Source organism: Ciceribacter sp. L1K22, from assembly GCF_017599385.1.
GTDB lineage: Bacteria > Pseudomonadota > Alphaproteobacteria > Rhizobiales > Rhizobiaceae > Allorhizobium.
In genome coordinates, this window is sequence record NZ_JAGFPK010000001.1 from 2,960,483 (window position 1) to 2,973,655 (window position 13,173).

Here is a 13,173-nt window from a genome sequence, read left to right on the forward strand (position 1 = left end):
GATTAAGATCACGAAAACCTAAGACCAAAACACCACCTGACCGCGCACCTAAAAACAAGAAAACCCGCCAAGCAAAAATCGGCGGGTTTGTCAGCAGTCTGAATCCCGCCTCCACCGAGGCGGGATTTTTTATAGTGCGAAATCTTGCACTCCGGCATCACCCCTTTGTTAATCCTGTCGCTTCAGCCGCGTTTAAGCTTTCTCTGACACCCTCGCCTCTTGATCAAAATCATAAGGGGAAAAGGGTTTGAATTCCGCATGGGGACATCCGGAGCAGCGGGAGGCCGCCGCACCATGACACATTCAGTCGAGAACCGGTTCCTCGCGATCGTCGCGACGGCGGTTTTCGTGCTCGTCGTTCCCCTATTCGTCCTTTTCCTGACGCTGTCCACCGAACGGGCCGGACGCGAGCTCGAGGATCACGTCGACGTACTCCTGGCGGCCAATGCTCAGGCGCTTGGTAAGCCAATGTGGGACTTCGACGAGGAAAGCGTACGGCGTATCGCCACGACCGTTATTTCCGGCGGCGCCATCAGCAAGGTGCAGATCAGGGATACGGCCGGAGCCCTTGGCGTCGCGCTGCCCGCCATGCCCGATTGGCCCAAGGGCGGGCTGCGGTCCAAATCGCAACCGATCGTCTACGAAACGGTCGAAGGCCCCAAGGTCGTCGGCTCGATCACGGTCTATTTCAGCCGCCGGAGTTTCCTGTCGAGCCTGCGCGAAGCCGAGGCGGCCATCGTCGCGATCTTCCTGATCACCGTTCTTGCCGTCATCGGTGCCGCCGTCGTCGGCAACCGAATGATGATCGTGAAGCCGCTTCTGAAGCTGACGGCCGCCATCGAGGCGACCCGTCGCCTTGGCTCGCGTCACCACGTCGACTGGCATTCGAACGATGAAATGGGCCGCCTGGCGCAGAGCTTCAACGCCATGCAGATCAAGCTCGAGCAGGAAGAGCGTGAGTTGAAGCTCGCGCATCGGCGCTCGAACGAAATCTACAACATGACGCCGGCCATGCTGTTCTCGATCGACGACGACGATCGCATCACCGGCGTTTCCGACCACTGGCTGCTTGCCACCGGCTATAGCCGCGAGGATGTACTCGGAACGCGGTTCTCGGACCGCATTGCCGCGGATGCCCGTGAAAAATACCTCAGCCGCAAGCGGGAACGCCAGATCGGCGAGTGCATCTGGGAATGCACCACCAAATTCATCTGCGCCGATGGGCGCGTGATGGATGTCCTGATCATCGAAAGCTCGAAGAGCGTCGAAGATGAGGCCGAGGCCCTTTCCCTCAGTGTCATGACGGACATCACCGCTCTCAAGCAGTCCGAGGCAAGAAACCACCGTCAGGCGATCACCGATCACCTGACAGGGCTCATGAACCGCCAGGGCTTCGAAAGCGCGCTGGACGAGAAGATCGCCGAGGCGGACGCGGCGCACACGCAGCTCGCCTGCCTGTTCATCGACCTCGACCGCTTCAAGTGGATCAACGACAATCTGGGACATCAGGCCGGCGACTCGGTGCTGAAGATGTTCGTCGCCATGCTCGAACCGCTTCTACCGCAGGGCTCCGTTGCGGCAAGACTGGGTGGTGACGAGTTCGCGATCCTGCTGCTCTCCGGCGACGCAGAGCGCACCGCGCTGGACGTTAGCCGGCGCATCTGCGCAATCTTCGACGCACCCTTCATATTGCAGGGCACGGCCGCGCGCCTCAGCGCCAGCATCGGCATCGCGCTCTATCCCGCCCATGCCGGCAATGCGGCCGAACTGCTGCAGAAGTCTGACCTTGCGATGTACAGCAAGAAGCGGGGCGGCAAGAATGGTGCGCGCGTCTACGACCCGCAGCTTCAGGACAGCACCCGCCAGCGCGCCGAGATCGAGAGCTTCATCGAGGCAGGCCTCGAAAACGACTGGTTCGAGGCCTTCCTCCAGCCGATCGTCGATCTGACGGACGGAACCGTCATGGGCTACGAGTCGCTGATGCGCCTCAACCATCCGCAAAAGGGCCTTCTCCCGCCCGGCGACATCATCAATGTCGCCGAGGAGACCGGTTCGATCGTCGACATTGGCAATCGCATCCTCGAAAAAGCGCTCGACAACCTCGTTATGCTGACCGAAGCCACCGGCGACGACCGCACCTATCTTGCCGTCAACTATTCGCCCCTGCAGTTCGAGCCCGGCCTGCCGATGCGGCTGGCCGCCCTGACGGCGCGACGCAACATTCGGCCCGAGCGCATCGTCATCGAAATTACGGAAGCCATGCTGCTACGCGACAATCCGCTCGTGCACACGATCCTTGAGGAGTTCAAGCAGTTCGGCTGCCGCATCGCGCTTGACGACTTCGGCACAGGCTATTCGTCGCTGAGTTACCTCAACCGTTTCCCGGTCGATATCATCAAGATCGACCAGAGCTTCATTCGCTCGCTCACAGACGGACAGCCCGAAAAACGCAAGAAGAGCCACCTCCTCGCCGAAGGCATCACGGACATCGCCCACCGCATGGGCTGCTCGGTCGTCGCCGAAGGCATCGAGTCCGGCGCCCAATGGGAAATCGTCCGCGACTTCGGTTGCGACTACGGCCAGGGCTATCTCTTCGCGCGTCCGCAGCGGGTCGAGGATCTGATCGAACAACACCAGTGGCAACAGGAGAAGTCGACCTACGTTGCCTAATGCGGCGGCCGCCCCGCCCGAGAACCAGGAGAAGACAACATGAGAATGCTTTCTGTGCTGCTTCTGCTTGCCGCCGCTCCCGCTGCGGAGGCACAAACCGTCAAGTTCACCACGGAGGAATATCCGCCCTACAACTATCGCGAAGGGGATGGCTATGGGGGCGCCGGCTACGAACAGGTCGTCGAGATGATGAAGACGGTTGGTGTCGACTATACCGTGGAACTTATGCCCTGGGCCCGGGCCCTCGCGCTCGCCGAATCCGAGCGTGACCACTGTGTCTTCACAACGGCCCACATTCCCGAACGCGACGCGCGCTTCAAATGGGTGGAACCACTGGCGATCGATCGCAACTTCATGATCTCGAAATCCGGGACAAACGTCGAGGCGAAGAACGTCGAGGAAGCGCGCCAGTACATTGTCGGCACGCAGCGCAACGATTACACGCAGGATCTTCTCCAACGCAACGGCTTCCCGAAGATCGACCTTGCGGCCGATCTCGATCTGACGCTGAAAAAACTGCTGGCTGGTCGCATCGACATGATGCCGATCTCCGAGAAGTACTACACCAAGCTCAAGGCGGAAGGTAATCCGGTGGAGGCGGAATTCGTGTTCTCCAAGCAGACGTTCTCGATCGCCTGCAACATCGATTTCCCCGCCGACCTGCAGAAGAAAATGCAGGACGCGCTATCAGAGTTGATCGCTAATGGCACGCAGGCTCGCATCCTGGAAGCCCACGGTCTCGGCGGCCTGGGGGAGACGACGGCGGAGTTGCAGTAAGAAACGGGTTGACAAGTCCCGCGTTTGACGATGGTGGATCACCAGAGACAAGCACGGGACTGACGTCACATGTTCATCATCGCCGGCCTCGGCAATCCGGGCGCAAAATACGAAAGCAACCGCCATAACATCGGCTTCATGGCCATCGATGCCATCCATCGCCGCCATCCGTTCGGCCCGTGGTCGAAGAAGTTCAAGGCGGAGATTTCCGAGGGGGAACTCGGCGGTGAAAAGGTCCTGCTGATCAAGCCCCAGACTTTCATGAACCTATCAGGCGAATCCGTCGGGGAAGCCATGCGCTTCTACAAGCTGACGCCGGCGCAGATCATCGTGATCCACGATGAACTCGACCTGCCAGCAGGCCGGGCCCGGATGAAGACCGGCGGCGGCCACGGCGGCCATAACGGTCTCAAATCCATGGACGCCCACTGCGGCAAGGACTATCGCCGCCTCCGGCTCGGGATCGGCCACCCCGGCGACAAGGACCGTGTCCATGGTCACGTTCTCGGCGATTTCGCCAAAGTCGACCGCGATTGGCTCGATCCGCTGCTCGACGCCATCGCCGACCATGCCGACATGATGATGCTGGCCGATGAATCGAAGTTCATGAACAAACTGGCGCTGGCGACCGGCGGCAAGGCCGAAGAGGAAAAGGCAAAGCCGGCGAAACCACCCAAGCCTGCCGGCCAGTCGCATATCCGCCAGGCGCGGGGCGGCGCGGCACCGAAAATGCCGGCGAGCGGACCGATGGCCGACATGCTCAAGCGCATGTTCGGCGAGAAAAAGGATTGAGTCCTATTCTTCGGGCTCGGTCGTGAACATCAGCGGGAAGCCCGCCTCCTTTGCGAGGTCGGTCGCCTCCTTGGCTTTGGTCTCGGCGATATCCCTGGCACAGACCACGACGACCGCCGATCCGAACCGGTGCGCCGTCATCATCACCCTGTGACCGGTCTCCTCGCTCATCCGGAACACCGCCTTCAGCACGATGGTGACGAACTCGCGTGGTGTATAGTCGTCGTTGAGCAGGATGACCTTGTAGAGCTTGGGACGCTCCAGCTTCGGCTTCGACACCGTCTTCGGCGCCAGCACCGTGTCCTTGTCTGCCATGGCGAACTCCCGGATCGGTTGGATACGCTTCGCGGACGGTCAACACTTGACCGTCCCTCTCCTATACCCCATACGCGTGGTCAACGAAAATCCATCCCGAGCAGGTATTCAGAGCCATGGGCTTCAAATGCGGTATCGTCGGGCTTCCGAATGTCGGCAAGTCCACTCTCTTCAACGCGCTGACCAAGACGGCAGCCGCCCAGGCGGCAAACTATCCTTTCTGCACGATCGAGCCGAACACCGGTGAAGTGGCCGTTCCCGATCCGCGCATGAAGAAGCTCGCCGACATCGCCGGCTCCAAGGAAATCATCCCGACCCGCATCTCCTTCGTCGACATCGCCGGCCTCGTGCGCGGCGCGTCGAAGGGCGAAGGCCTGGGCAACAAGTTCCTCGCCAACATCCGCGAAGTCGATGCGGTCGTGCACGTGCTGCGCTGCTTCGAGGACGACGACATCACGCATGTCGAGGGCAAGATCGACCCGGTCGGCGACGCCGATACGATCGAGACCGAACTGATGCTCGCCGACCTGGAAAGCCTGGAACGCCGCGTCGAGCAGACCCGCAAGCGCGCCACCGGCAAGGACAAGGAAGCGACCGCCCAGCTGCCGATCATGGAACAGGTGGTCAAGCTCCTGCAGGAAGGCAAGCCCGCCCGTCTCCTGCTGAAGACGCTCGCCCCGGAAGAGATCGAAATCCTAAAGGGCCTCAACCTCCTGACTTCGCATCCGGTCCTCTACGTCTGCAACGTGGCAGAGGCCGATGCCGCGACCGGCAACAAGCACACCGAAGCCGTTGCCAAGATGGCGGCGGAACAGGGTGCGGAATGCGTCATCATCTCGGCCGCGATCGAAGCCGAAGTCGCGCAGTTGCCGGAAGACGAAGCGACCGAATTCCTCTCCGCCCTTGGCCTCGACGAGGCCGGCCTCGACCGCCTGATCCGCGCCGGCTACCACCTGCTTGACCTTATCACCTATTTCACCGTCGGCCCTAAGGAATGCCGCGCCTGGACCATCGTCCGCGGCACCAAGGCTCCCCAGGCCGCCGGCGTTATCCACACCGATTTCGAACGCGGCTTCATCCGCGCCTTCACCATCTCCTATGACGACTACATCGCCTACAAGGGCGAAGTCGGCGCCAAGGAAGCCGGCAAGGGCCGCGACGAAGGCAAGGAATATGTCGTCCACGACGGCGACGTCATCCACTTCCGCTTCAACACCTGACGGCAAGCCATTCGTTCAAAAAGAAAAAGCCGCGACATCGATCGCGGCTTTCGACGTTTTGGGACGTTGCCCTTCAGGCCTTGGTCACCGGGCACGTGGTGATACCGAGGATAGAATAAAGCGGGCAGGTCGACAGCAGACCGGTCGCCAGCGGCACGATGCCGATCAGCGTCAGATAGCGCCACGAAGCATTCGGGTAGATGAAGAACAGCGACAGGAGAACGAGTCCCGCGACAATCCGCAGGACGCGGTCGATCGATCCGACATTCTTGGTAAACATGAAAGTCCCTCCGGCTTTGTTGTCCATGCGCCGACACTACGCCGCGTTAGCTTCCGTGTCGGTGACTAAGTCACGCTTTCACGCAATTTGCGATCCGGCCATCCCGCGCATTTCGTTGCGGTCGAGAAGGCGAACCTGGCCTCGCTCGCTCGTGACCAGCCCTTGCGAAACCAGCGCTTCTATCCGCCGTGACACCACCTCGCGGGCGGAGCCGATAACGGCAGCCAACTCCTGGTGCGTCGCCGCGACGATACCGTTATCGTCAGCGCGCTCGACCAGTGCCTTCGCAAGTCTCTGCTCGACCTTCACGAAAGCGACCTGTTCCAGCACGAACATCATGTCCGTAAGGCGCGCACCGAACGCCTTGAAGACGAAGCCGCGAAATGTCGCCGACCGCGCCATCAGCCGGTCGAACAGGTCGGGAGCGAGCATCACGGCGACGATGTCGATTTCGGCAATGGCCTCCCCGGAATAGCGCGTACCGCCCATTACGCCGAGTGTCGTCTGGATGCAGGTCTCCCCCGGCGTAACCGAGTAAAGCAGCAGTTCCCGACCGTTGCGTCCGGTCAGATACACGCCGATCCGGCCGGACAGGATGATCACGAACGCTTTGGCCTCGTCGCCCGCCCCGAAGAGAACGGTCTTTGCGGGCACGAACTGCGGCTTCACCGCGGCCAGCATGTCTCGGGCTTCGGGCTCGATGCCGTTGAGAAAGGTCGCTTGGTCAAGCCACCCGCTCATGTCACCTCCTTGAATTTCAGAACGTCCCCCGCCATGGTACCGGCACAGTAATGCGGGCGGAGAAAATGACGAGACTTTATTTCGAGGATTTTGAACCGGGCCGGAGCTTTCCGCTCGGGCCGAAAACGGTTGATGCTGCCGAGATTGTTGCTTTCGCCACGGAGTTCGATCCGCAGCCGATGCATCTCTCCGAAGAGGCCGGCAAGGCGAGCATTCTCGGCGGTCTATCTGCCTCCGGCTGGCACACGAGCGCCATGCTGATGCGCATGATGATCGACGCCTATCTGCTGTCCTCGGTCTCGGAGGGCGCACCCGGCATCGACGTTATGGAGTGGAAAAAGCCCGTGCTGGCCGGTGATACGCTGTCAGGGCGGTCGACAGTCACGGCCGCGCGTACCCTCCGCTCGCGTCCGCAGATCGGCATCGCCACCTTCCGCCACGAACTGGAAAACCAGCGCGGCGAACGGGTTCTTGTCTCGGAAAACTCGATCATGTTCCGCCGTCGCGATATCGAGGGGGGCACCGCATGAAGTTGCTCGAACTCTCCCCGCCTGGTCATCCGTTGAAGACCGGCAGCAAGGAATTCACCGCCGAATCGATCATCCGCTTCGCCGAAAAATTCGACCCCCAGCCCTTCCACACCGACGCGGAAGCCGCAAAGGGTTACGTCTTCGGCGGCCTCTGCGCGTCCGGCTGGCACACCTGCGCCGAATGGATGCGCTGCTTCATCGATTTCTGGCGCCTCGAGACGGCGCGGCTGATCGCGGAGGGCGTGGTCCCTCCGAAGCTCGGCCCCTCCCCCGGTTTCAGCGAGTTGCAATGGCTGAAACCAGTGTTTGCCGGCGATGTCGTCAGCTACTCCCTGACCGGCATCGACAGCCGTCCGCTCGCCTCTCGTCCTGGCCTCATCCTCAACACCGGCCTCGCCGAAGGGGTCAACCAGAATGGCGAGCCGGTTCTGCGGTTCAAAAGCAAGATCATCGAGTTCGAATAGGAAACGACTATGACGGTCCACGATTTCACCGCCTTCGACATCACCGGCAAGGAACGGCAGCTCTCCGAATTCACCGGCAAGGTCCTCTTGATCGTCAACACCGCGAGCGCCTGCGGCTTCACGCCACAATACGAGGGCCTCCAGCAACTGCAGGAGAAATATGCCGATGACCTCGTCGTGCTCGCCTTTCCCTGCAACCAGTTCGGCGCGCAGGAAAGTGGCACCAACGCGGAGATCGCCTCCTTCTGCGACCTGCGCTTCCGCGTCACGTTTCCGCTGTTCTCCAAGATCGAGGTCAACGGCAACGATGCCCACCCGCTCTACAAATACCTGACCCACGAGGTGCCGGGCATTCTCGGCACCGAGGCGATCAAGTGGAACTTCACCAAGTTCCTGATCGGCCGCGACGGCGTGCCGATTGCGAGGTATGCCCCAACCACCAAACCGGAAGCGATCGCGCCGGATATCGAGAAAGCGATGTAGCGTTCATGGCCCACGGGTTCACAGCCTTCTCGACCGGCATTCGCGGCCTCCACGCCGTGGCGGCGGAAAGCGATCACGTCTTTCCGAGGCATACCCACGACGAGTTCGGCATCGGCGTCATACTTGACGGTGGTCAACTCTCGGCATCCGGACGCGGTCAGGTCGAGGCCGGTCCTGGAAACGTTATCACCGTCAATCCAGGCGAGGTTCATGATGGCATTCCGGCGGGCGGCAAGAGCCGTCGCTGGACGATGTTCTATCTGACACCGGAATGTCTGCACGACTTTGCCGCCGGCTTCACACACCTCACCGTGCCAGCTCTCGAATTCGAGGCCCCGGTGTTCAGGAACGGGCAACTGGCTGATCGTTTCCTGTGCGCCTGGCGAACGATCAGGACGACCGATGCGGCCGGGCCGCTCGCTTGGGAAGAGGCACTATTGGACCTGCTGGCCGAAGCGATGGCCCCACCGCGCACACGCCTTGACCGACACGATCAACGGGGCATTGCCCAGGCCCGGCAGATGATCGACGACGACCCAACCTCGACGCCGACACTTGCATCTCTCGCGGCGGAGACTGGCCTCAGCCGTTTCCAGACGCTGAGAGCCTTTGCGAAGGTAACCGGATTGACGCCGCACGCCTATCTCCTGCAACGGCGCCTCCTCCTGGCGCGCCGCCTGATCGCCTCGGGCGTACCGCTGGCGGCAACTGCCGCCGAGAGCGGCTTCGCAGACCAGAGCCATCTGACTCGCGCCTTCCGCCGTCACTACGGCCTGACGCCGGCTGCCTTTCGGCAGGCGACAACTGCAATCCCGTTCAAGACGCAGGAGCGGCACTAGTCGTATCTCTCCTTCCAAATGGAACCGGAGACACCCATGACCCTCGAATTCCTCGTGACCGCCTTTATCGTCGTCGCCACGCCCGGCACCGGCGCAATCTACACCATCGCCATGGGACTGATGCGCGGACGCAGCATGTCCATCGTCGCCGCCTTTGGCTGTACCCTCGGCATCGTGCCCCACATGGCCGCCGCGATCCTCGGCCTCGCCGCCGTGCTGAGCAGCAGCGAAAAGGCCTTCATGATCCTAAAGCTCGCCGGGATCATCTACCTCATCTATATGGCGATCGACATGCTGCGTGCCGGCGGTGGAGGCGGGCTGGGAAAGCCGGATACACGTCAGTCCGGCACCGGTATCGTCATGCAGGCAATACTCATCAACCTGCTCAACCCGAAGCTATCGCTGTTCTTCCTCGCCTTCCTGCCGCAGTTCGTCGATCCGTCAGCGGAAGGCGCCGTCTCTTTGATGATCGCCGACAGCCTCGTCTTCATGCTGATGACCTTCGTGGTCTTCGCCATCTACGGCCTCTTCGCCGCATCGCTTCGGGATCGTGTCGTCGAGCGTCCGAACGTACTCGCCTGGATCAGACGTGTCTTCGCGACCGCTTTCCTGGCGATGGCTGCGAAGCTCGCTCTGGCATGAGCGTCACAGGTATCCGTCAGGGGGATGCCGCGGCCAACTCCGACGGGACAGACGGCAGCCGCTCCGCGTGATCCGCTGTTGCCCGCAGCATGCTTGCCTCGATCTGCCGCGCCAGTCCGATCTCGCGCACGATCTCGGCCACCTTCTCGAACTGCTGCTTGAGCGGATTTGTCTTGCGCCAGACCATGCCGATCCTCCGGGATGGCCGGGGTTCGGCGAGACGGGCGACGGAAATCTCCGCCGACCGCGCCTCGATAGAAACGGCCATTTCCGGAATCAGCGTCACGCCGATGCCGGCACTGACCATCTGCACCAGCGTGGAGAGCGAACTGCCCTCCATCAGATCGCGTGGCGTGGAGGAACTGATGTTGCACACCGCGAGCGCCTGGTCGCGGAAGCAATGGCCCTCTTCCAGCAAGAGCAGCCGCATTTCGTGCAGCCTGTCGGAACTCGGCACAGGCCTGTCGGCATCTTCGAGCGAGCGCACCAGCACGAATTCCTCGTCGAACAGCGGCACCTCTTCGAGCGCAGGTTCCGACACCGGCAGCGCCACGATTGCCGCATCGAGCCGCGCGTCCAGCAGGTCCTCGATCAGCCTCTGCGTAATCGCCTCGCGCGGGCGCGGGTCGAGACCCGGATAGCGGCGGGTGAGCGTGGCGATCACCTCAGGCAACAGATAAGGCGCGACCGTCGGGATGATTCCGAGCCGCAGCCGCCCGGCAAGCGGCCCGTGAGCAGCCCGCGCCAGATCCTCGAGCTCGTCCACGGAACGCAGGATGGCCCGCACCCGCTCGGCGAACTCGTTGCCGAGTGTCGTCAGCCGGATGGTCCGCCCACCCCGCTCCACCAGTGGCGCGCCGATGAGGTCCTCCAACTCGCGGATCTGTACCGAAAGCGCCGGTTGAGAGATGGCGCAGGCCTCCGCCGCCCGGCCGAAATGGCCCGATCGCGCGAGCGCATCGAAGTACCGCAGATGCCGCATCGACAAACCTATCATAACCTGAGCATATCGGACCCTTTAGATTATACAATTGGAATTTATGGAACAGGCTTGCTAACCGTGGAAATCACGGAAGGAAGACGCTCGCTGTCACACAACGCGCTTACCTTCTCCTCGATCTTCAAACCTGAAAAAATCCGTCGGAGGATATTATGGACGCAAGTACGAAACCGGCTGGCAAATGTCCCGTCATGCATGGTGGCAACACCGCCACTGGTAGCTCGGTCATGGCTTGGTGGCCCAATGCGCTGAACCTCGACATCCTGCACCAGCACGATACCAAGACCAATCCGCTGACCGGCTTCAACTATCGTGAAGCAGTCAAGACGCTCGATGTTGCTGCCCTGAAGGCTGACATGAAGGCGCTCCTGAAGGACAGCCAGGATTGGTGGCCGGCCGACTGGGGTCACTACGGCGGACTGATGATTCGCCTCGCCTGGCACTCCGCCGGCTCCTATCGCCTGGCCGATGGCCGTGGCGGCGGCGGCACCGGCAACATCCGTTTTGCGCCTCTCAACTCCTGGCCGGACAATGCGAGCCTCGACAAGGCGCGTCGCCTTCTGTGGCCGCTGAAGAAGAAGTACGGCAACAAGATTTCCTGGGCCGACCTGATCATCCTCGCCGGCACGATCTCCTATGAGGACATGGGCCTGAAGACCTTCGGCTTTGCCTTCGGTCGCACCGACATCTGGGGTCCGGAAAAGGACGTCTACTGGGGTGCCGAAAAGGAATGGCTGGCGCCGTCCGACAACCGCTACGAAGACGTCACCAAGCCCGACACGATGGAAAACCCGCTCGCCGCCGTGCAGATGGGCCTCATCTACGTCAACCCGGAAGGCGTGAACGGCCGGCCCGACCCGCTGGCCACCGCCGCCCAGGTGCGTGAGACTTTCGCCCGCATGGCGATGAACGATGAGGAAACCGCAGCCCTCACGGCTGGCGGCCACACCGTCGGCAAGGCCCATGGCAACGGCGATGCCGCCACGCTCAGCGCCGAACCGGAGGCCAGCGACGTCGAGAACCAGGGCTTCGGCTGGATCAACCCGAACCAGAACGGCAAGGCGAGCCTCGCCGTGACCTCGGGCATCGAAGGTGCCTGGACCGCCAACCCGACTGTCTTCGACATGGGCTACTTCGACCTGCTGTTCGGTTACGAGTGGGAACTGACCCGCAGCCCGGCTGGCGCGCAGCAGTGGCAGCCGATCGGCATCAAGGAAGAGCACATGCCGGTCGACGCCTCCGATCCGTCGGTCCGCCGCATGCCGATGATGACCGACGCCGATATGGCGATGAAGGTCGACCCCGCCTATCGCGCCATCTGCGAAAAGTTCATGGCCGATCCGGAATACTTCAAGGACACCTTCGCCCGCGCCTGGTTCAAGCTGACCCACCGCGACATGGGACCGCGCGTCCGCTACATCGGCCCGGACGCCCCGACCGAAGACCTGATCTGGCAGGATCCGATTCCGGCCGGCCCGACCAATTACGACATCGGTGCCGTCAAGGCGAAGATTGCCGCCTCGGGTCTCTCGATCTCCGAAATGGTCTCGACGGCGTGGGACAGCGCCCGCACCTACCGTCAGTCCGACATGCGCGGCGGTGCGAACGGCGCACGTATCCGGCTTGCCCCCCAGCGGGAGTGGGAAGGCAACGAGCCCGCCCGTCTCGGCAAGGTCCTGTCGGTCCTTGAGCCGATCGCGGCGGAATTCGGTGCGAGCATCGCAGACGTGATCGTCCTTGCCGGCAATGTCGGCATCGAAAAGGCAGCCAAGGCGGCCGGCTATACGATCGAGGTGCCCTTCGCCGCGGGTCGTGGTGATGCGACGGCCGAGCAGACGGATGCCGCAAGCTTTGCACCGCTCGAGCCGCTGGCCGACGGTTTCCGCAACTGGCTGAAGAAGGACTATGTGGTCAGCCCCGAGGAAATGCTCCTCGACCGCGCCCAGTTGATGGGCCTGACGGGTCCGGAAATGACGGTCCTGCTCGGCGGCATGCGCGTGCTGGGGACCAACCATGGCGGAACCCGCCATGGCGTCTTCACAGACCGCGAAGGCCAGCTGACGAACGACTTCTTCGTCACGCTGACCGACATGGGCTACAGCTGGAAGCCGACCGGCAAGAACAGCTACGATATCTGCGATCGGAAGACCGGGGCGGCCAAATACACCGCCACCCGTGTCGATCTGGTTTTTGGATCGAACTCAGTCCTGCGCTCTTATGCGGAAGTCTACGCCCAGGACGACAACGCCGAAAAGTTCGTGAAGGACTTCGTTGCCGCCTGGACGAAGGTCATGAACGCCGACCGCTTCGACCTGGCCTGATATCGAACGCGTCTGCTTCGACAAACAACAGTGTGAAGCCCTCCCCCGCCCGCCGTGGGGAGGGCTTTTCCATTCGCGACTTTGGCGGCCGTCGGACGA

General features: G+C 62.0%; 15 protein-coding genes. 11 read left to right on the forward strand and 4 right to left on the reverse strand.

Translation table 11 applies throughout. The features are described 5' to 3' along the window. The 4 genes from J5J09_RS14685 to pth form a co-directional block, all read left to right on the forward strand. Positions 1–251 (forward strand): hypothetical protein (locus J5J09_RS14685; protein WP_208551625.1); only part of this gene is annotated, 251 nt, incomplete at its 5' end. Positions 252–294: 43 nt separating this feature from the next. After that, positions 295–2,670: an EAL domain-containing protein gene (locus J5J09_RS14690; protein WP_208551626.1), complete on the forward strand. Its 2,376-nt coding sequence runs from the start codon at positions 295–297 to the stop codon at positions 2,668–2,670. Between the two features lie 39 nt (positions 2,671–2,709). After that, on the forward strand, positions 2,710–3,447 hold the full coding sequence (locus J5J09_RS14695) for a transporter substrate-binding domain-containing protein (protein ID WP_208551627.1): 738 nt from the start codon (positions 2,710–2,712) through the stop codon (positions 3,445–3,447). 69 nt (positions 3,448–3,516) lie between these two features. Then, positions 3,517–4,239 carry an aminoacyl-tRNA hydrolase gene (gene pth / locus J5J09_RS14700; RefSeq protein WP_208551628.1) on the forward strand — a complete coding sequence of 241 codons (723 nt, stop codon included), beginning with the start codon at positions 3,517–3,519 and terminating at the stop codon, positions 4,237–4,239. A gap of 3 nt (positions 4,240–4,242) precedes the next feature. Here pth and clpS read toward each other — a convergent pair whose 3' ends face one another. After that, positions 4,243–4,554 (reverse strand): ATP-dependent Clp protease adapter ClpS, encoded by a 312-nt coding sequence (clpS, locus tag J5J09_RS14705; RefSeq protein ID WP_208551629.1) that lies wholly within the window; start codon positions 4,552–4,554, stop codon positions 4,243–4,245. 116 nt (positions 4,555–4,670) lie between these two features. Between clpS and ychF the strand changes: the two genes are divergently transcribed. Further along, positions 4,671–5,774: a redox-regulated ATPase YchF gene (ychF, locus tag J5J09_RS14710; RefSeq protein WP_208551630.1), complete on the forward strand. Its 1,104-nt coding sequence runs from the start codon at positions 4,671–4,673 to the stop codon at positions 5,772–5,774. A 73-nt stretch (positions 5,775–5,847) separates the two neighbouring features. Here ychF and J5J09_RS14715 read toward each other — a convergent pair whose 3' ends face one another. Together J5J09_RS14715 and J5J09_RS14720 are read right to left on the reverse strand one after the other, a co-directional pair. Next, the gene (locus J5J09_RS14715) at positions 5,848–6,054 is read right to left on the reverse strand and encodes a DUF2892 domain-containing protein (protein WP_208551631.1); all 207 of its coding nucleotides are present in this window, start codon (positions 6,052–6,054) and stop codon (positions 5,848–5,850) included. Between the two features lie 78 nt (positions 6,055–6,132). After that, the gene (locus tag J5J09_RS14720) at positions 6,133–6,795 is read right to left on the reverse strand and encodes a Crp/Fnr family transcriptional regulator (RefSeq protein WP_208551632.1); all 663 of its coding nucleotides are present in this window, start codon (positions 6,793–6,795) and stop codon (positions 6,133–6,135) included. A gap of 50 nt (positions 6,796–6,845) precedes the next feature. Here J5J09_RS14720 and J5J09_RS14725 point away from each other — a divergent pair, with 50 nt between their 5' ends. The 5 genes from J5J09_RS14725 to J5J09_RS14745 are packed head-to-tail and all read left to right on the forward strand — an operon-like array spanning position 6,846 to position 9,753. Beyond that, entirely contained in the window at positions 6,846–7,325 is a 480-nt protein-coding gene (locus J5J09_RS14725) for a MaoC family dehydratase (protein ID WP_208551634.1), read from the forward strand. Then, positions 7,322–7,789: a MaoC family dehydratase gene (locus tag J5J09_RS14730; RefSeq protein WP_208551636.1), complete on the forward strand. Its 468-nt coding sequence runs from the start codon at positions 7,322–7,324 to the stop codon at positions 7,787–7,789. The genes J5J09_RS14725 and J5J09_RS14730 overlap by 4 nt, the downstream gene beginning before the upstream one ends. Positions 7,790–7,798: 9 nt before the next feature. Next, positions 7,799–8,272, forward strand: a complete 474-nt coding sequence (locus tag J5J09_RS14735; RefSeq protein WP_208551637.1) for a glutathione peroxidase — start codon at positions 7,799–7,801, stop codon at positions 8,270–8,272. Between the two features lie 5 nt (positions 8,273–8,277). Continuing rightward, a complete protein-coding gene (locus J5J09_RS14740; RefSeq protein ID WP_208551638.1) occupies positions 8,278–9,111 on the forward strand; it encodes an AraC family transcriptional regulator in 834 nt (277 codons plus the stop codon). 36 nt (positions 9,112–9,147) lie between these two features. Beyond that, on the forward strand, positions 9,148–9,753 hold the full coding sequence (locus J5J09_RS14745; protein WP_208551639.1) for a LysE family translocator: 606 nt from the start codon (positions 9,148–9,150) through the stop codon (positions 9,751–9,753). A gap of 16 nt (positions 9,754–9,769) precedes the next feature. Here the strand turns inward: J5J09_RS14745 and J5J09_RS14750 are convergent, their stop codons facing one another. Next, positions 9,770–10,750 (reverse strand): hydrogen peroxide-inducible genes activator, encoded by a 981-nt coding sequence (locus tag J5J09_RS14750; RefSeq protein WP_208551640.1) that lies wholly within the window; start codon positions 10,748–10,750, stop codon positions 9,770–9,772. Positions 10,751–10,905: 155 nt separating this feature from the next. On the opposite strand from J5J09_RS14750, the gene katG reads away from it, so the two are divergent. After that, the gene (katG, locus tag J5J09_RS14755) at positions 10,906–13,074 is read left to right on the forward strand and encodes a catalase/peroxidase HPI (protein WP_208551642.1); all 2,169 of its coding nucleotides are present in this window, start codon (positions 10,906–10,908) and stop codon (positions 13,072–13,074) included. Positions 13,075–13,173 lie beyond the last annotated feature (99 nt).